17 protein-coding genes are annotated in these 18,857 nt (G+C 56.9%); 10 read left to right on the top strand and 7 right to left on the bottom strand.

The features are described 5' to 3' along the window. Positions 1-75: 75 nt before the first annotated feature. A complete protein-coding gene (locus EL26_RS06335; RefSeq protein WP_038085773.1) occupies positions 76-597 on the top strand; it encodes an NAD(P)H-dependent oxidoreductase in 522 nt (173 codons plus the stop codon). A gap of 62 nt (positions 598-659) precedes the next feature. Here EL26_RS06335 and EL26_RS06330 read toward each other — a convergent pair whose 3' ends face one another. From EL26_RS06330 to EL26_RS06320, 3 genes are all read right to left on the bottom strand, one after another. Continuing rightward, positions 660-1,889 (bottom strand): cytochrome P450, encoded by a 1,230-nt coding sequence (locus EL26_RS06330; protein WP_052036061.1) that lies wholly within the window; start codon positions 1,887-1,889, stop codon positions 660-662. A gap of 155 nt (positions 1,890-2,044) precedes the next feature. Further along, positions 2,045-2,959: a COX15/CtaA family protein gene (locus EL26_RS06325; protein WP_081857021.1), complete on the bottom strand. Its 915-nt coding sequence runs from the start codon at positions 2,957-2,959 to the stop codon at positions 2,045-2,047. 68 nt (positions 2,960-3,027) lie between these two features. Then, positions 3,028-3,933, bottom strand: a complete 906-nt coding sequence (locus EL26_RS06320) for a heme o synthase (RefSeq protein WP_202962846.1) — start codon at positions 3,931-3,933, stop codon at positions 3,028-3,030. A 246-nt stretch (positions 3,934-4,179) separates the two neighbouring features. Here EL26_RS06320 and EL26_RS06315 point away from each other — a divergent pair, with 246 nt between their 5' ends. The 4 genes from EL26_RS06315 to EL26_RS06300 are packed head-to-tail and all read left to right on the top strand — an operon-like array spanning position 4,180 to position 7,986. After that, a complete protein-coding gene (locus EL26_RS06315) occupies positions 4,180-5,061 on the top strand; it encodes a ubiquinol oxidase subunit II (protein ID WP_038085770.1) in 882 nt (293 codons plus the stop codon). A 13-nt stretch (positions 5,062-5,074) separates the two neighbouring features. Next, positions 5,075-7,075 carry a cbb3-type cytochrome c oxidase subunit I gene (locus tag EL26_RS06310; RefSeq protein WP_038085767.1) on the top strand — a complete coding sequence of 667 codons (2,001 nt, stop codon included), beginning with the start codon at positions 5,075-5,077 and terminating at the stop codon, positions 7,073-7,075. Next, entirely contained in the window at positions 7,050-7,652 is a 603-nt protein-coding gene (cyoC, locus tag EL26_RS06305) for a cytochrome o ubiquinol oxidase subunit III (protein ID WP_038085764.1), read from the top strand. Before EL26_RS06310 ends, cyoC begins: the two co-directional genes overlap by 26 nt. A 1-nt stretch (position 7,653) precedes the next feature. Continuing rightward, positions 7,654-7,986, top strand: a complete 333-nt coding sequence (locus tag EL26_RS06300) for a cytochrome o ubiquinol oxidase subunit IV (protein ID WP_038085761.1) — start codon at positions 7,654-7,656, stop codon at positions 7,984-7,986. Between the two features lie 253 nt (positions 7,987-8,239). Here EL26_RS06300 and EL26_RS06295 read toward each other — a convergent pair whose 3' ends face one another. The 4 genes from EL26_RS06295 to EL26_RS06280 form a co-directional block, all read right to left on the bottom strand. Further along, positions 8,240-9,073, bottom strand: a complete 834-nt coding sequence (locus EL26_RS06295) for an SPL family radical SAM protein (RefSeq protein ID WP_038085760.1) — start codon at positions 9,071-9,073, stop codon at positions 8,240-8,242. Positions 9,074-9,175: 102 nt separating this feature from the next. Continuing rightward, a complete protein-coding gene (locus tag EL26_RS06290) occupies positions 9,176-10,159 on the bottom strand; it encodes an aldo/keto reductase (protein ID WP_038085758.1) in 984 nt (327 codons plus the stop codon). 88 nt (positions 10,160-10,247) lie between these two features. Next, on the bottom strand, positions 10,248-11,303 hold the full coding sequence (locus EL26_RS06285; protein ID WP_038085757.1) for an NAD(P)-dependent alcohol dehydrogenase: 1,056 nt from the start codon (positions 11,301-11,303) through the stop codon (positions 10,248-10,250). 132 nt (positions 11,304-11,435) lie between these two features. After that, the gene (locus tag EL26_RS06280; protein WP_038085861.1) at positions 11,436-11,831 is read right to left on the bottom strand and encodes a MerR family transcriptional regulator; all 396 of its coding nucleotides are present in this window, start codon (positions 11,829-11,831) and stop codon (positions 11,436-11,438) included. A 162-nt stretch (positions 11,832-11,993) separates the two neighbouring features. Between EL26_RS06280 and EL26_RS06275 the strand changes: the two genes are divergently transcribed. The 5 genes from EL26_RS06275 (at position 11,994) to EL26_RS06255 (ending at position 18,835) form a co-directional block, all read left to right on the top strand. Then, a complete protein-coding gene (locus tag EL26_RS06275) occupies positions 11,994-13,436 on the top strand; it encodes an MDR family MFS transporter (RefSeq protein ID WP_038085860.1) in 1,443 nt (480 codons plus the stop codon). Between the two features lie 225 nt (positions 13,437-13,661). Beyond that, entirely contained in the window at positions 13,662-15,107 is a 1,446-nt protein-coding gene (locus EL26_RS06270) for a PTS mannitol transporter subunit IIBC (protein WP_038085755.1), read from the top strand. A gap of 69 nt (positions 15,108-15,176) precedes the next feature. Then, complete coding sequence (locus tag EL26_RS06265) at positions 15,177-17,246, top strand: BglG family transcription antiterminator (protein ID WP_052036058.1); 2,070 nt, start codon at positions 15,177-15,179, stop codon at positions 17,244-17,246. Beyond that, on the top strand, positions 17,243-17,677 hold the full coding sequence (locus EL26_RS06260) for a PTS mannitol transporter subunit IIA (protein WP_038085753.1): 435 nt from the start codon (positions 17,243-17,245) through the stop codon (positions 17,675-17,677). Before EL26_RS06265 ends, EL26_RS06260 begins: the two co-directional genes overlap by 4 nt. Before the next feature lie 3 nt (positions 17,678-17,680). Beyond that, the gene (locus tag EL26_RS06255) at positions 17,681-18,835 is read left to right on the top strand and encodes a mannitol-1-phosphate 5-dehydrogenase (RefSeq protein ID WP_038085751.1); all 1,155 of its coding nucleotides are present in this window, start codon (positions 17,681-17,683) and stop codon (positions 18,833-18,835) included. Positions 18,836-18,857 lie beyond the last annotated feature (22 nt).

The raw sequence follows: 18,857 nt of genomic DNA, 5'->3' as shown, positions 1-18,857 counted from the left end.
AGGGTGTTGACACGGCACCTAACTGCAACTAAAATGATTGTAGTTAAAGCACACACAGACGAGAGGAAGATGGACATGAAAGTATTGGTATTGGTGGCCCACCCGAATTTGGAACAATCCCGCATCAGCAAACGCTGGGTACAAGAGTTGCAAGCAGCAGGCGATGTGACGATTCACAATCTGTACGAAGCCTACCCGAACTTCCAAATCGATGTGGAGCGCGAGCAACAACTGTTGCTGGAGCATGATCGCATCGTCCTGCAATTCCCGTTCTTCTGGTACAGCACGCCGCCGCTGTTGAAACTGTGGGAAGACTCCGTGTTGACCTACGGTTGGGCATTCGGCACGGAAGGCGGCAACAAACTGCACGGCAAGGAATTGCTCCTCGCAACCTCGACCGGCAGCCCGAAAGAAGCGTACCAGCACGGCGGCTTCAACAACTACACGATGGAGGAACTCTTGCGACCGCTGGAAGCGACCAGCAACTTGATCGGCACGAAACTCCTGCCGTCCTTCATCTTGAACGGTGCTTCCAACCTGTCCGACGAAGAGTTGGAAGCGTCCGCAAAAGCGTATGTACAAGCGGTCTTGGCTTAACTTCTAAAGCGAACAAACGAAAAGACGCCCTGCCAAGCGAGGCGTCTTTTTCATTTCGTTTTTTACTTCACATCAAACGTAATCGGCAATTCCTTCACCGCAAAAACCAACGTCGACGTGACCGGTTGCAGTTCCGTGCCCGCTTTGAACCGGATGTTCGGCATGCGCTCGATGATCGCTTTCAGCGCGATCTGCCCTTCCAGACGTGCAAGCGGTGCGCCGAGGCAGAAGTGAATCCCCCAGCCGAACGCCAGATGGGGGTTCGGGTTGCGGTCGACGAGGAATTGATCCGCGTTCGGAAACTTCGCTTCATCGCGGTTCGCGGAGTTCAGCCAAGCCACGACTTGGTCGCCCTGCTTGATCCATTGACCGCCAAGCTCCACGTCTTGCGTGGCGAAACGGCTGGGGATCGCGGCGACCGGCGAGTAGTAACGCAGCGCTTCCTCCACCGCGCTCGGGATCAAGTCCGGGTTCTCGCGCAGCTTCGTCTGCAACTCCGGCTGTTCCGCAAACGCACGAACGGCGTTGGTGATCAAGTTGGTGGTCGTTTCGTTCCCCGCCACCAACAGCAACAGGCAGAACGACAGCAGTTGCTGTTCGTTCAAGCGCTCCCCTTCGACTTCCGCTTCGAGCAACACGGTCAACAGGTCGTCGCCGGGTGTCACGCGGCGGGCATCGAGTTGCTTCTTAAAGTAAGCGCCGAGCTCTTGGGAGACACGGGCTTTTTCCATCATGCTGGCTTGGTACGCTTCGTCATGTTGCGCATGGGGCGACTCGACCAGTTTGTCGGACCACTCCTTGAACAGGTGACGGTCCGCCGCCGGAATGCCGAGAATGTCCGCGATGACGATGACCGGAAGCGGCCCGGCAAACTCCCGGATGAGGTCGACTTCGCCCGTGCCCTCCACCGCGTCAAGCAGTTCGCGGGTGATCTCCTCAATGCGCGGCGCCAAGTCCTGCACGCGTTTCGGGGTGAACGCCCGGTTGACGATGTTGCGATACTTCGTATGCTGCGGCGGGTCCATCGCGATCAAACTGGCATTGTCAGAGCTCTGGTTCGATCTGAGCACCGCATTGCGGTTGGACGAGAACGTCGTGTGATCGGACAGGACGCGGTACACGTCTTCATAGCGAAACACATCCCACGTGTCGCGGTCCTGATCATACCGCACCGGAGCCGTCTCCCGCATGTTTTGGAAAAAAGCAAACGGGTTCAGCCGTTCCTCGCGTGTCATCAGACCCTTAACCGGAGTCATGATGCCGGAGCGCACTTGTCGTTTTTGCTGTTCCATCGAGTTATCGCCTCCAATAGTATTTACTGGTAATCCTATCACATTTACAAGCTCCTCATCTGCCGCAATTTTGTATTTTTTCCTAATTAAAAAAGACTGCCTGACGCAACCGGATTCGGCCGCGCAGACAGTCTTTTTTTCATGCTCTGCAAGTGTCAACGACGGGGAAACGCAGGCTCCAACGGTGCGGAACCCACAGCGGATTTCTCTCGTCTGCCCACGCTTTGCACGCCGACGAGGCTGACCAGACCGAACAGCAGGGACACGTCGGTCACATGGAACAGGATCGCGGCGAGGTGCAAGTGCGTGACGACGAGCAACACGCCGCTCACCCCTTGCAGCAAGACCAAGACGAACATCGCGATCGAGATCCCGACGAAGTGTTGGTGCTTTCTCGCCAACATCATGAAGCCGAACGACAGCAAGACGAGACCCAGCGCCAACCCTCGATGCCCGAGGTCAATCCAGAGCGTATGCAGCGGCGTGGACGCCGGTTCGGTCGGAATCAACGCGCCTTGGAACATCCCGCCCGCTCCCGTGCTCGCCACGTACGCGCCGAAGTAGATCGCCACATACAGGTAGACCAGCAAAAACCACGCGTACCGCACAAACCCTTTGCTCATCGGCTTGCCGAGCGGCTTCAGCTCCGCCTCGCGGATCGTGTACGCGAGGTTCAAGAGCGCGGCGAACGAGATCAGCGCGATGCCGATATGTCCCGCCATGATCAACGGCGGGCTGTTGAAGAACACGGCGAGCGCGCCGAGCGTCGCTTCGGCGACCACGCCGCCGATCGCAAACAGGATCAAGGCTTTTACTTTTTTCGTTTTGTACCGTCTCCACGCCATCACGGAGACGATCACCAACAGCGACATGCCGATCAAGACGACCAGACGATGGACGTACTCGATCACCGAATGGTAGTTGTTGAAGTCGGGATAGAGTTTCCCGTTGCAGAACGGGTAATCCTGACCGCACCCTTGCGTGGACACGGTGAACGTGTCGAGGAACCCCATAAAGTTGACGAAGAAAAACGCAATGGCCGACCCCATCGCCAAGCGTACATTCCGCATGGAAATCACCAGCTCTCTTTCAGTTCTCTCATTTCTGCCTCTACAAGCTGCCTCTCTATTCTACCTCTCTACATTCCAATCATCATCGCGGTAAATACCACCAGAATATACACCAGCGACCAGAAAAACGTCCGTTTCGCCCAGACAAACGTATCGTCCGCTTCTTGGTGCATTTTGATCGTCGCGTACAAGAACACGACGTTCATCGGGACGGCAATCACGAGATAGAGGGCCCCCACCGCATGGGTGAAATACAGGGCGATCGACGTTGCAAACAGCAGGACGGTGTAGACGACGCTTTGACGTTTCGTGGAGCGCGGCCCTTTCACGACGGGCATCATCGGCACCAACGCTTTCGTGTACTCGGCGTTTTTGTACAACGCCAGCGCCCACGAGTGCGGCGGTGTCCAGAAGAAGATGATCAAAAACATCAAGATCGGCGCCAAACTGAGCGTTCCGGTCACAGCGGCCCACCCGATCAGGACGGGCATCGCACCCGCACCGCCGCCGATGACGATGTTTTGCGGCGTTCTGCGTTTCAACCACACGGTGTAGATCACCGCGTAGTAGATGTAGCCCGCGAGCCCCAACCACGCCGTCAGCGGATTGACCAACACGTACAGGACGACAAAGGACAGAACGCCCAAGAGGAGGCCGAACCGAAACGCTTTTTCCGGGTCGATCATTCCTCGGGGGATCGGACGCCCTTGCGTGCGTTCCATCACGGCGTCGATGTCCCGATCGTACCACATGTTGATCGCGGCGGCACCGCCGGACGACAGCGCCGTCCCGATGAACATGAACAGCAGTTTGGCAAAGTCTACGCTGCCGTGCGTCGCGACCAACGCCGCGCTGAACGACGTGAACGCCAACATGAGCAGGATTTTCGGTTTGGTCAACTCGCAATAGGCGCGGATGACTTGCAGAGGCGACCTATAGGAACCCACAGCGGACATTTGATTCGGTATGGACATCGTTCGTACTCCTTTCGGAAGTCGAGATTTGCAAACGGGGATGAGACCATTCTACTACTCTTTCTACTATAACAAAGCGGGCGTTTTTTGCGGTATCGGGCGATTCCCTGAGTCCGCTTCCCGAAATCCCTGAATCCATCAGGGAATCCCCCTCTCAAGATCGGTGAATTCACCGATACTCCGCACCCAGACACAACCCCTACAATGGAGACGAACCAAAACCTGTATCACACTGGGGGGGAACCAATGAAAAGGAACCTTATCAAACTCCTGACAGTCCTGGGTGCCACGGCACTTCTGGCATCGGGTTGTGATTCGCGCTACATCATGCTCCATCCAGTCGGTCCCGTCGCCAAAACAGAGTTGGATCTCATCTACTTCTCCATTCTCTTGATTGCGGTGATCGTCATACCGGTCCTGGCCCTCTTGATCTTTATCGTCTATCGGTACCGCAACAAACCGGGCAACAAAGCGAAATACATGCCGGAGTGGGAAGACAACAAAGTTCTGGAGTACGTCTGGTGGGGGATCCCGATCCTCATCATCGGCATCCTCGGCTACCAAACCGCCAAAACGACGTTCGTGTTGACCGAGCCGCCGGTGAAAGACGTCAAGCCGATCACCATTCAAGTCACCTCGCTGAACTGGAAGTGGCTCTTCCAATACCCGGATCAAAAAGTCGCGACCGTGAACTACGTCGAGATTCCGGCGGGCGTGCCTGTGCAGTTCGTGCTCACCGCCGACGCGCCGATCAACTCGTTCTGGGTGCCGCAGCTCGGCGGTCAAGAGTACGCGATGCCGGGCATGGCGATGCGGCTGTGGCTGCAAGCGGACAAGCCGGGCACGTACTACGGCTCCGGCGCAAACTTTACCGGCGAAGGCTTCCAGCACATGAAGTTCGAAGTCGTCGCCAAGCCGCAAGCGGAATTCGACGAATGGGCGAAGGGAATCAAACAAAAAGCTCCCGCGCTCACCATGCAAGGCTATGAAGACCTGCAGAAACCGGGTGTCCTCGACAACGTCCAAGAATTCTCGTCGTACCCGGAAGGCCTCTTCCATGACATCGTCATGAAGGACGGCGGTCAGTACATGGACATGTCCAAAATGGAACACGACTTGTTGAAATAGGAAGGGTGAAATCATGGCAGAGAACGCAAATGCACCCGCGCACTTTTTCATAACCGGCGATCCGCTGATCTACGGAGCGGACGTCGCGATCGTTTTGTGCGTGCTCGGCATCGTCTTCGCACTCACCAAATTGAAAAAATGGAAATGGCTGTGGACGGAGTGGTTGACATCGGTTGACCACAAGAAAATCGGGATCATGTACTTCATCGCCTCCATCTTGATGCTGTTCCGCGGCGGCGTGGACGCCCTGTTGATGCGCATTCAGCTGTCCGTTCCGAACAACCACTTCTTGGAGTCGGAGCACTACAATCAAATTTTTACCACGCACGGCACGATTATGATTCTGTTCGTCGCCATGCCGTTGATTTTTGCTTTCTTCAACGTCGCCGTACCGCTGCAAATCGGGGCGCGCGACGTTGCGTATCCGTTCTTGAACGCCGTCTCGTTCTGGATGTTTTTCTTCGGCGCGCTGCTGTTCAACCTGTCGTTTGTCATCGGCGGTTCGCCGGACGCCGGGTGGACGAGCTACCCGCCGCTGTCCGGTCTTGAGTTTGACCAAGGGCCGGGCGAGAACTTCTATCTCATGGGCCTCTCCATCTCGGGGATCGGGTCGCTTGCCACGGGCATCAACTTCATCGTGACGATCTTCAAGATGCGTGCGCCGGGCATGCGCCTGATGGACATGCCGCTGTTCACGTGGTCGGTTCTGGCTTCTTGCTTGACGATTCTGATCGCGTTCCCGGTCTTGACGGTGGCGTTGGCGTTGCTGGCGGTCGACCGCTTGATGGGCGGCCACTTCTTCACGATGCTGCACGGCGGGAACCCGATGATGTTCATCAACTTGTTCTGGATGTGGGGTCACCCGGAAGTGTACATCGCCGTGCTTCCGGCGTTCGGGATCTTCTCCGAAGTCGTCTCTGTCTTCTCCAGAAAGAAAATTTTCGGCTACAAGTCGATGGTCTTCTCCATGATCTTGATCTCGATTGCCAGCTACTTCACCTGGGCGCACCACTTCTTCACGATGGGCGCGGGTGCCGACGTCAACGCGTTCTTCGCAATCTCGACGATGGCCATCGGGATTCCGACCGGCGTGAAGATCTTCAACTGGCTGTTCACCATGTTCCGCGGCCGCATCGAACTGACGCAGACGATGCTGTGGACGGTCGGCTTTATCCTCTGCTTCGTCGTCGCAGGGGCCACAGGGGTCATGCTGGCGGTTGCGCCGGCCGATTACCAATACCACAACTCCTACTTCCTGGTGGCGCATTTCCACCAAGCGCTGATTGGCGGTGCCGTTTTTGGCCTGTTTGCTGGTATGTATTACTGGTTCCCGAAAATGTTCGGCGTCATCCTCAGCGAACGCTTGGGCAAATGGGCGTTCTGGCTGTGGAACATCGGTTTCTACGTTTGCTTCATGCCGCAATACGCACTCGGTTTCATGGGGATGACCCGCCGCGTCTACACGTACAGCCCGGAAATGGGCTGGGGCAACCTCAACATGGTCTCCACCGTCGGCGGGTTCCTGATGGGGATCGGCTTCCTCTTCCAAGGGGCGCAGCTGGTCATGGCGATCATCAAGCCGCAGCGCGATCTGACCGGCGACCCGTGGAACGGGCATACGCTGGAATGGTCGATTCCGTCTCCGGCTCCGCTGTACAACTTTGCCGTTCTGCCTGAAGTCAAAGGCCGCGATGCGTGGCTGACGGAAAAGAAAGAGATGAAAAAAGGCTCCTCCAAGAAGAAAACGTTGCTGGTGGAAGACATCCACATGCCGAAAAACACGGGCATCCCGTTCGTGATGGCGTTCTTCTTCTTCGTCGCAGGCTTCGGTCTCACCATGACGTATTGGTGGATGGGCGTCGTCGGGTTGCTCGGCATCGTGGCCTGCCTGATCGCGCGTTCGAACACCAGCTACGAAGCGGAATATTGGATTCCGGCACAAGAAGTCATCGACACCGAAAAACAGTTGAGAAAGGGAGGATCCGGAGATGGAGTACAGACTCGCATCGTCTAAAGGGCACGCCGAACATCACAACCCCGGCCCGATCAACCAGCTCGGTTTCTGGCTCTTTCTGATCTCCGACTGCTTGTTGTTTGCCAGTATCTTCGCCTGCTATGCGATCTTGAACACGCACACCGACGGCGGGCAGGGTGCCAAGGAACTGTTTGACGTGCCGATCTTCGTCACGGAGACGTTCTTGCTGTTGACCAGTTCGTTCACCAGCGGTCTGGCGATGCTCGCCCTGCAAAAGGGCAAGAAAGCCGCGTTGCTGAACTGGCTGGTGATCACCGCGATCTTGGGCGCCGGGTTTATCGGCCTTGAAGTGAGCGAGTTTGCGAACCTCGTGGCAGACGGCGCGACGATTTCCCGCAGCGCGTTTCTGACCTCGTTCTTCACGCTGGTCGGAACGCACGGCTGCCACGTCACGTTCGGCTTGATTTGGATGATCACGCTGATGGTTCAGATCAAGAAGCGCGGCATCAACGCCAAGACCACGAACAAAGTCGGGCTGTTCAGCTTGTACTGGCACTTCCTCGACGCGATTTGGATCTTCATCTTCAGCGTCGTGTATCTGATGGGGGTGATGTAACATGTCGAACCACGGTCACGATCCGGCCCGCGTACACGCACACGGTTCCACCGGACAGTATGTCACCGGGTATCTGATTTCGTTGGTGCTCACGATCATCCCCTTGCTCTTCGTTCTGACGCACAGCTTGAGCCGTACGGGGTTGGTCGTCACCATCATGGTGACGGCAGTGCTGCAATTCTTCGTGCAGTTGTTCCTGTTCATGCACATCCGCCAAAAGCAAGACGGCGGGCCGCACTGGCACGGAATGGGCATGGTGCTCGGCGTCGTCATCGCGCTGACGATCGTCGGCGGCTCGATTTGGGTCATGAGCTTCAACGAGCAAGTGCAATAACCACCGCTGGAAAAAAAGAACTCCACCCCTCTTCGTCTGAAGAGAGGCGGAGTTTTTTTCTGTAAAAAAATCACTTGGCACGGTTTCTCCTCCGGAACAGAAACTTATAACCTGCCCATAAGGCCACCAACATCGCAACACCCAATCCAGTGAACAACCACACCCAATATGTCATTTGCGCTCCCCTTTTCTGCACGAGTGTATGCTTTGCTTCGTAGGATGCGCGGAGCCGGGGTTTGCCATTCGCTTGACCCTATTGCGGGTAGGCTTCTTTTTTCGATACGCGGATCATGTCGCCGGGGAAATACTTTCGGAAGTAGGTTTCCACCCTCGCGTGCAAGTCTTCCATGTACCACTTGGAGAGCTCGTGTTCCTCATACACGCGGGGCATCCCCAATCGTGCGGATCGCTTTCCCATCGCACCGTCGCCGATATTCAGGGTGTCGATCCAGATGCGGTCCACGAGTCCTTCCAATCGCTTGGGAAAGTCGGGTGTAAACGGCAGAACGGGAGAGACGGCAGCTTGCGTGGCGATTCCCGCGTCGTGAACTTCCTGCAGCGCCTTCATCCGCACTTGAATCCCCGGCGCGGCGGGCGCAAAAATCCGCTTGATGTCTTCTCGATCCGTTTCAACGGTCATCGAGACGATGACTTCGCACTTCGCTTGCAGTTCCACCAACAGATCGAGGTCTCTCGTGACAAGCGGTCCCCGGGTTTGGACTTGCAGAAAATCAGGCGGGTGGTCGCTCATCTCACGCAGGAGGGCGCGCGTGATGCCGGCCTTGCGTTCGATCGGTTGATAGGGGTCGGTTGCCGAGGACATGAACAGGCGCACCGGTTTGTTTCTGGCGCGGAGTTTCTGGATTTCCCTGCGGTACGTCTCGGCTGCGTTTGTTTTGATGTCCACCCAGTCTCCCCACGGGATTTCGCTAAACTTTTGGATCGGCAGTTCACGTACATAACAGTACCGGCAAGCAAACGCACAGCCGCTGTACGGGTTCAAGGAATGGGTGTACCCCGCGTCCAAGTACCCCTTGGCTTCCGTCAGCACCGTTTTCGCAAGTTTCTCCTTGATGGCAATCCCCATCCGGCACGCTCCTTCCCTTTCTACCCTCTCTATTTTGACACGAAAAAGGCCGTTGCCTTCTCCTGAGGCAACGGCCTTGCTCTTTTGTTTCGACCGCGAGGGTTAGGCCCAATTCGGCAGCAGGGTTTCTCCCCGGTCGGTTGCCGGTTGCGGAGTGACCGAGAGGGCGGAGATTTCCTCGCGCCATTGCGGGGTCATCTCCACATCGAGAGCTGCGAGCGAATGTTCCAGCTGTTCTACATTTCGCGCCCCGATGATCGGCGCGGTGATCGCCGGATGCGACATCGCCCACGCGACGGCAAGCGTTGCCGGGTTGATGCCGTGCTCGGCGGCATAGGCGGTAAACCGATCGGCGACGACGAAGTTCATCTCCTCCCCATAGCGGGCGGAGTATCGTGGGTCTTCCACGAGGCGTCCTTGGTCGGGGCGTTTTTGTACCCCGTACTTGCCGGTCAGAAGACCGCCGCCCAAGGGACTGTAAGAAATTACGCCGATTTGCTCGGAAACGGCGAGCGGCAGAATTTCCACTTCGGCTTGGCGTTTCACCAAGTTGTACATCGGTTGTATCAACTCAAAGCGCGCCAATTGTTCCTTGGCGGAAATGCCCAGGGCCTTGGCGATTTGCCACGCCGCCCAGTTGCTGACCGCCGGGTAGAGGATCTTGCCTTGCGCCTGCAGGTCGTCGAGCGCACGAAGCGTTTCTTCCATCGGGGTGTTCTCGTCGAACATGTGCACGAAGTAGAAATCGAGGCGGTCGGTCTGCAAGCGCCGCAAGCTGTTTTCCACTTCCAGCATGATGTGACGGCGGGAGAGGCCCTTTGCGTTGATGTCGGCACCCGTGGGGAAAAACACTTTGGACGTCAGGACGATCTCATCCCGGCAATCCGCGATGCACTCGCCGAGGATTTCCTCCGACCGTCCCCCGCTGTACACGTTCGCCGTGTCAAAAAAAGTAATCCCCGCTTCCCGGCAACGCTGAAACATCGCCTTGGAGGTCGCCGCATCGGCATTTCCGCCAAACGACATCGTGCCGAAACACAGAGGGGAAACTTGAATGCCGGTCTTGCCTACGGTGCGGTATTCCATGTGAAAACCTCCTGCCTGAACTTACAGAGTCGCGACGTCAATGACGAAGCGGCAGCGCGCATCGCCATTTGAGTTCCGCCTGTTTTGCTTACAGAGTCGCGACGTCAATGACGAAGCGGTAGCGCACATCGCTCTTGAGCACGCGCTGATACGCTTCATCGACTTGGTCGGCGCTGATCACTTCAATTTGCGGGGCAATGCCGTGCTCAGCGGCAAAGTCGAGCATCTCCTGCGTTTCGCGAATCCCGCCGACAAGCGATCCGGCGATGCTGCGGCGGCCCATGATCAGGGAGAACACACGGTACTGATCCGGTTCAGCCGGTGCGCCGACGTTGACGAGCGTTCCGTCGATGCGCAACAGCGACAAGTACGCATCCACGTCGAGGTTCGCCGATACGGTGTTCAAGATGAGATCGAAACGACCCGCCAACTCCGTGAACGTCGCGGGGTCGCTGGTGGCAAAGTAGTGATCGGCACCAAAGCTCAGGGCTTCTTCTTTTTTGTTCAGAGAGCGGCTGAGGACGGTGACTTCCGCGCCCAGAGCATGCGCAAACTGGATGGCGAGATGGCCGAGCCCGCCCATGCCGACGATCGCGACTTTCTTGCCGGGGCCGGCGTTCCAATGTTTGAGCGGCGAGTATGTGGTGATGCCCGCGCACAGCAGCGGGCTCGCAACGTCCAGGGACAGCGCGTCCGGAATGCGGACGACGAAGCCCTCCGTGACGACGATTTTTTGGCTGTAGCCGCCGTAGGTCGGGTTGCCGTCGTAGTCGAGCGCGTTGTACGTGGAGACGACGCCTCGCGTGCAATATTGTTCTTCTCCGCTCAGGCAGTATTCGCACTCGCCGCAGGAATCCACGAAGCAGCCTACACCGACGCGGTCGCCGACTGCAAATTTGGAAACTTCCGAACCGACTGCCGCTACGACGCCGGCGATTTCGTGACCCGGCACCATCGGGAAGATGCCGCCGCCCCATTCGTCAAACGCGCTGTGAATGTCGGAGTGGCAGATGCCGCTGAATTGAATGTCGATCAAGAGATCGTGCGGGCGCAGTTCTCTGCGTTCCAACGTGGTACGTTCAAACGGCGCTTTTGCGCTCGCTACGCTCAAGACTCGGGTTGTGGTGGTATGGTTTTGGCACATGTGATGTTCTCTCCTCCTGTATGTGTGTCTGAGGTAAGCCTACAACTTGGAGTCAACTCCAAGTCAACCCCGCATTCGATAAAAAATGAAATAAAAAAAACAACTTCCATAGCCGAATGGAAGTTGGCAAAGTTACTGAGGGACTGTTCCTTTTTTGGACCGAAGTTTCTCCGGCAAGCAAATTTCTTGGTAATGCTCCACTTTGTGCTCAAGAACCTTGTATGCGGCCTGCAAGTCCGCAATGTTGGATTCCAACTGTTCCTTTTGCGCCGTCAGCAAGGCGAGCCGTTCCGAAGCGGCGTTGGGGTCCTCTTCCAAGTTCAAGCTCAAATAATACTTGATGTTCTCAAGCGACATACCCGCTGACTTCATATGCGTAATGAAGACCATGAGCTCCAGATCGTCCTCTCCATAGACCCGTCGTCCGCTGCTGTTTCTGTTTGCCGGAGGGAGCAGATCGATTTTTTCATAGTACCGAATCGTGTCCTCGGTGAGGCCGGTTTTTTCTGCGGCTTGTTTGATCGACATGGTTTCCAACTCCATCACCTCTTGGTCTTAGAATCCACAGAATCTATATAAAGTAATCTTACAACTTGGAGTTGACTCCAAGTCAACTCCAAGTTGGTTCAGGTGACAGGGGTGCAAAAGTGTGCCATACTTTTCGAGTGCTTCAAGCACAACTTTCAACGCATGGAGGATGAGATGGAAATCCAAAAACAATACAACACCCGCGCCATCATGGCATCGCTTTTGATCTGCGGATTCGTCGGTTTTTTCAACGAGACCGCTCTGAATATCGCGATCACGAACTTGATGGACGTGTTTCACATTACCGCCGCGACCGCCCAGTGGTTGACGACGGGGTTCTTGCTGACGCTTGGCATCATCATGCCGGTCAGCGGACTGCTGTTGCAGAGTTTTAGCACGAGGCAGCTGTTTATCGGCTCGCTCCTCAGCCTGATCGCGGGCACGTTCATCGCGGCGCTCTCGTTCAATTTTCAAATGTTGATGGTCGCCCGCGTCCTGCAGGCGATCGGCATGGGCATGTTCATTCCGTTGATGTTCAACACGATTCTGGTCGTGTACCCGCCGGACAAGCGGGGGGAAGCGATGGGGTTTGTCGGACTGGTCATCATGTTCGCCCCGGCAACCGGCCCCACCGTGGCAGGGATTTTGATCGAGTATCTCAGTTGGCATTATATCTTCTGGTTGTCGCTGCCGTTTTTGATCATCGGGCTGTTCGTGGGACTGAAGTACATGGAAAACGTCACCGACGTCACGAAGCCTCGGATCGATCTGCTGTCGGTCGTCCTGTCCACGGTTGGATTCGGAGGCGTTGTCTTCGGCTTCAGCAAAGCGGGTGAAGGAACGAGTGCTTGGAGCAGCACGGTCGTGATCGCTTCGCTGGTCATCGGGTTGGCGGCGCTCGTGCTGTTCACAATCCGGCAGTTGTCGATGCGCGATCCGATGATGAATTTGGGAGTCTTCCAATATCCCATGTACATCGTCGGGCTGCTGATGGTGCTGGCGTGCATGTTGATCATGATGTCGAGCATGATCATCCTGCCGATGTACCTGCAAAACGGGGCAAAACTCTCCGTGTTCGTCACCGGGCTGATGATGTTGCCGGGCAGCGTGCTGAACGGGGTTCTCTCGCCGCGCATGGGCAAATTGTTCGACCGCTACGGGCCGAAGTGGCTGGTGATTCCGGGTCTCGTGCTCGTCGCCGCCATCCTCTGGCTGTTCACGGGCGTCACGCCTGTGTCGTCCGTGGTGTTTCTGATCGCGTTGCATATCGGTCTGATGATCGGCATCTCGATGATCTGGATGCCCGCGCAAACGAACGGTCTCAACCAATTGCCGCCGGAGCTCTACCCGCACGGCACCGCCGTCATGAACACGCTTCAGCAAGTTGCGGGCGCGATCGGTACGGCCGTCGCGATCAGCATCTTGACGAGCGGGACGGAGTCGTACTTGCGCAGCTCTTCTGCGCCGACCGATCCCGCGGAACTTGCCAACGCGATAACGCAGGGCTCTCAACATGTGTTCTGGTTCGCGCTGATCATCACCTTGATCGGCTTGGCGGTCTCGTTCTTGATCCGCCGCGTGGTCGTCAAACAACCGGCGCATTAAGAAAAAGTGATCTACCTGAAAAAGCCTCCGCCCTGACGACGGAGGCTTTTTCATGCGCAAAACGGCACTTCCTTATCGGCCTCCCATACATAACCGACAATACTTTTGACGACAACAATGTTGACGGAACCTCGTTTTCATTCAATTGAGGGGATGCGTGGATGTTTGCTATCCTGAAACTAAGTAAAACGCTTTCATATTTGGGGGATAGGGAGGGGACACCCAATGAGCAACAACAAGACGCAATCACAAGCAGATCCGACGACCGGAACTCGTGTTCAGATTCAGAAGTTCGGCCGCTTCTTGAGCGGCATGGTCATGCCGAATATGGGGGCCTTCATCGCATGGGGGATCATCACCGCCCTGTTCATCCCGACAGGTTGGATTCCCAACGAGAACTTTGCCAAACTCGTCGGCCCGATGATCACATACCTGTTGCCGCTGTTGATCGGCTACACCGGCGGTAAGATGGTGCACGACACCCGGGGCGGTGTCATCGGGGCCGTCGGGACGATCGGGGTGATCGTCGGCGCGGACATTCCGATGTTCCTCGGCGCGATGATCATGGGTCCGTTGTCCGCCTGGGTGCTCAAGCAATTCGACCGCGCCGTCAACGGCAAGATCAAATCCGGCTTTGAAATGCTCGTCAACAACTTCTCGCTCGGGATCATCGGCGCGATTTTGACGATGATCGCGTTCAAAGGCATCGGCCCGATCGTCGAACTGATCTCCAAAGGGCTCGCAAGCGGCGTTCAGTTCTTGGTCGACCACGACCTGCTGCCGCTGGCGAACGTCTTCATCGAGCCGGGCAAAGTGCTGTTCCTGAACAACGCGATCAACCACGGCGTCTTGAGCCCGATCGCCCTGCAACAAGCTTCGCAAACCGGCAAATCGATTCTCTTCATGCTCGAATCGAACCCGGGTCCGGGTCTGGGCATCCTCTTGGCGTACATGTTCTTCGCCAGAGGCACGGCGCGTCAATCGGCACCGGGTGCCGCGATCATTCACTTTTTTGGCGGGATTCACGAGATCTACTTCCCGTACATTCTGATGAACCCGCGCTTGATTCTGGCGGCGATCTTGGGCGGTGTGGCCGGTACGTTCACGTTCAACATGACCGGTGCGGGACTCGTCGCAACGCCGTCTCCGGGCAGTATCTTCGCCTACATCGCCATGGCGCCCAAGGGCGGGTTGCTCCCCGTACTTTCCGGGGTTGTGGTTGCCGCCGTCGTTTCGTTCGTCGTCGCAGCGCTCTTGCTGAAAACGGTCAAACAGACCGAGGAAGACGAGGATCTGGAATCGGCAACCGCGAAAATGAAAGAAATGAAAGCTGCGGGCATCACGCCGGCCAACGTCACCGCCAATCCGGAACCGGTCGGCATGACACCGGCAAGCGAGATCAAGAAGATCGTGTTCTCCTGCGATGCAGGGATGGGTTCCAGCGCGATGGGCGCTTCGGTGCTGCGCAAAAAAATGCAGCAGGCCGGCGTCGACGTCACGGTCATCAACACGGCGATCAGCGAAATTCCCGACGATGCCGATCTGGTCGTCACGCACAAGTCCTTGACCGACCGCGCGCGCGCCAAAGCGCCGCAAGCGGAGCACGTCTCCATCGACAACTTTATGAAGAGCCCGGAGTATGACACCTTGGTCGAGCGACTCAAAAAATAAACTCCACAAAAAAACAGCAAACGTTAGCCCTGCGGCTAGCGTTTGCTTTCATACACGAGGGTCTGTCCCATGATAAAAGTCACGAGCAGGCAACGATCGATTTTGGAGTTTCTGACCACACGCACGAAGGAAGTCACCACCAGCGAAATCGCCGGTGTAATCGGGGTGAGCACGCGAACCATCCACCGCGAGTTGATCTCGCTCGATGAAGTTCTCACCCCCTACCAACTCCGTTTGCAAAAAAAATCAGGCAGCGGCATCCGCATCCTCGGCGACGACGACCGGCTCCAAGCGCTTCGGCGCGACATGCTAGAACCGCAGACGACAGAGTACCTCTCCGAAGAGCGAAAACTTCTGATTCTCTGCGCGCTGCTCGAAGCCCGGGAGCCGATCAAGTTGTTTACGCTGGCAGCCGATCTGAAAGTCGCCGTCGCCACCGTGAGCGCCGACTTGGACGTCTTGGAAACGCGGATTGACCCCGACAAACTCACGCTGGTTCGCAAGCGCGGATACGGCGTGGAGTTGTCCGGGCCGGAGACGTTCAAGCGTCACGCGATCTGCCAATTGATTTTGGAGAGCGTCGACGAATCCGATCTGTTCGGGCAGGCGCCGGAGTCCGGCAGCAGCCCGACCACGCTGCGCATCTTGCGCTTGCTGGATGTCGACACGCTCTTGCCGCTTGAGAGCGTGCTCTGGGAAGTCGACGCCGACTTGGCGGACCACCTCTTGGAACATTCGTATCTGGAACTGGTCATCCAGTTAGGCGTTACGCTCAAGCGCATTCGCACCGGGCATCTCCTGGTTCCCGAAGAAGCCGCGTCTTGGGCTTCGAACCGCCGTGCGAAGTCGCTGGACCTCTTGGTCCGCAAGCTGTCCGACCTGTTTGACCTTGTTATCCCGCCGCTCGAAGCCGAGTACCTCGGCATGCTGCTGCACCAAAGCGCCGAGTCCGAGTTCCAAGAAGACCGCTTGCTGCCGGTCGAAGCGGAGTGGGTGGAGCGCGTCAAGCGGATGATCGAGTTCTGCGAGCAGCGTTTGGACGTTGCGTTTCATGAAGACCCTTCCTTGGCGGACGGGTTGATCCAGCACAGCTCCTCCGCGTTTGAACGGATTCGACGCGGCATGAAGATCCGCAATCCGTTGCTCAGTCAAATCAAAAAGCAATACAGCCGTCTGTTCGGCGTGGTGCAAGAAGCGGTGAACGACCAGTTTCCGAGCCTTGCGATCCCGGAGGAAGAAATCGGCTATCTCGTCATGCACTTCGGGGCGTCGATGGAGCGGTTGGCGAATTCAAACCGCCCCGTCCGCGCGGTGCTCGTCTGTTCCAGCGGGATCGGGACGTCCAAGATGTTGGCGAGCCGGTTGCGCAAGGAAGTTCCGCAAGTGGAAGTGGTCGGCAATTACACGTGGTACGAAGTCGGGCGCTTGAACCGCGATGATTACGACCTGATCATCTCCACCATCGAACTGCCCGTGGACCGACCGAACACGATCAAATTGAGCCCTTTGCTGGCTCCCGAAGACGTGGAGCGGTTGCGCCAGTCTCTGCGCGAATTGCCGTCACGCACCCACCCCCAAGACCGACCGGCTGCACCGCAGACCGTACATACACTCCGCCGCTTGCGCTCTTGGAAGACGTACTTGGAAGAGATTCTGACGATCTTGGAGCGTTTTCACGTGTACAGCTTGCCCGTTCAACAAACGCTAACGGAGTACCTGACGACGATGTGCACGCTGATCCAACCGCAGGCGGAATTGCTCGATGTCCCGTCTGTGGTTGCGCAACTCGTGGAGCGGGAGCGCTTGGGAAGTCAGGTCATCCCCGACACTCCGCTCGCCCTGTTCCACACGCGCAGTGAATGGATTCAACAGCCGGCGCTGGCGTTGTTCCGTCTGGAAGCGCCGTTGCCGCTGGGAACGACTCCGACCGTTGAGGTCGATCAAGTCCTGCTGATGCTCGGTCCAAAGAACATCGGCAAAGAAAGTTTGGAAGTGCTGAGCGAGATCAGTGCGTTGCTGATCGAGACCGACTTGATCGCGCTCTTGGAAACAGCCAGCCAGAAGGAGATTCAAGACTTTCTGGCCCGGCATTTGATGATGTTTTTTGAAACCAAAACGGAAAAGGGGACACACTCATGACGAACATCCTGTCTGCAGATAAAGTAAAACTCGGTGTCAACGCCTCGAACAAGGAAGAAGCGATCCGCATCGCCGGCCAACTGCTGGTCGATGCAGGTCACGTGGACGCCGCATATATCGAAAAAATGCTCGAACGCGAAGCCGCGCTCTCGACCTTCATGGGCAACGGGATCGCCATCCCGCACGGCACCAACGAATCGAAAGCTTTGGTGAAATCGACGGGCCTCTCCATCGTGCAAATTCCAAACGGCGTCGACTTCGGAGACGGAAACGTCGCCAACCTGCTGATCGGCATCGCCGCAGCGGGCAACGAACACGTGGAGATCCTCACCAACATCGCCATGATCATCTCCGAAGACGAGAACGTGGAACAAATTCTGAAAGCACAATCGGCGGACGAAATCATCGAGATCTTCGAGAAGGGGCTGTAAACCATGAAAGTCGTCCACTATGGCGCCGGCAACATCGGCAGAGGCTTCATCGGCCAAGTGCTGTCGCAGGCCGGGTATGAAGTAGTTTTCGTTGACGTCAGCGAAACACTGGTCAACCAGTTGCAAGAACGCGGCGAATACACCGTTTCGTACGCGTCCGATACCCCGGAGACGTTCCACATCCGCAACGTGACGGCGATCAACGGCAACGACCACGAAAGTGTCATCGAAGCGATCGCGTCGGCGGATCTCGTGACGACGGCGATCGGCGTGAACATCTTGAAACACATCGCGCCGGTGATCGCCCAAGGTCTGGAACGCCGTCTGCAAGAAAACCCGCAACGCCTGCACGTCATCGCCTGCGAGAACGCAATCGGCGGCAGCGCGCAACTCAAAGCCCACGTATACTCGCACTTGAGTGACGACGTAAAAAAACTCGCCGACACGTACATCGCGTTCCCGAACGCGGCGGTCGACCGCATCGTGCCGATTCAGCAGAACGAAGACCCGCTTCACGTCGTCGTGGAACCGTACCACGAGTGGATCGTCGACAAGTCGATGATGTTTGACGACTTCCAACCGGTCGAAGGCATCCTCTTGGTCGACGACCTGGAGCCCTACATCGAACGCAAACTGTTTACTGTCAACACCGGGCACTGCGTCGCGGCGTACTTGGGCTATCTGCAAGGGCTCGAAACGATCCAAGACGTGATGAAAAACACCGACCTCGCCGCACAAGTGGAGTCCGTCATGAAAGAGACGGGAGCTGTCTTGATCGCGAAGTACGGCTTCAACAGCGACGAGCACTCCGCGTACATCCGGAAAATCCTCGGCCGTTTCCGCAACCCGCACCTGACCGACGAAGTCGTGCGCGTCGGCCGCTCGCCGATTCGCAAGATTTCGCCCAACGACCGCCTGATCAAACCGGCGGCGGAAGCGCAGGAGCGCGGTCTGTCTGCCAACTACTTGGCGAAGGGCGTCGCGGCTGCTCTGCGTTTTGACTACCCAGAAGACCCGGAAGCGGTTGAACTGCAAACTTCTCTGCGTGAAAAAGGTCTCACCGAGACGCTGACCGCCTATACCGGACTTCAAGCGGATCACCCGGTACATCAGGCGATCGTTGCTCAATACGAGCAGTTGCACACCGCATCCCGTTAAAACACCATCCCGTTAGATTCGA

This window comes from Tumebacillus flagellatus (assembly GCF_000714935.1).
GTDB classification, from domain to species: Bacteria; Bacillota; Bacilli; order Tumebacillales; family Tumebacillaceae; genus Tumebacillus; species Tumebacillus flagellatus.
Note: the sequence above shows the minus strand (reverse complement) of the source record. Positions and strands in the feature narration are given on the sequence as shown.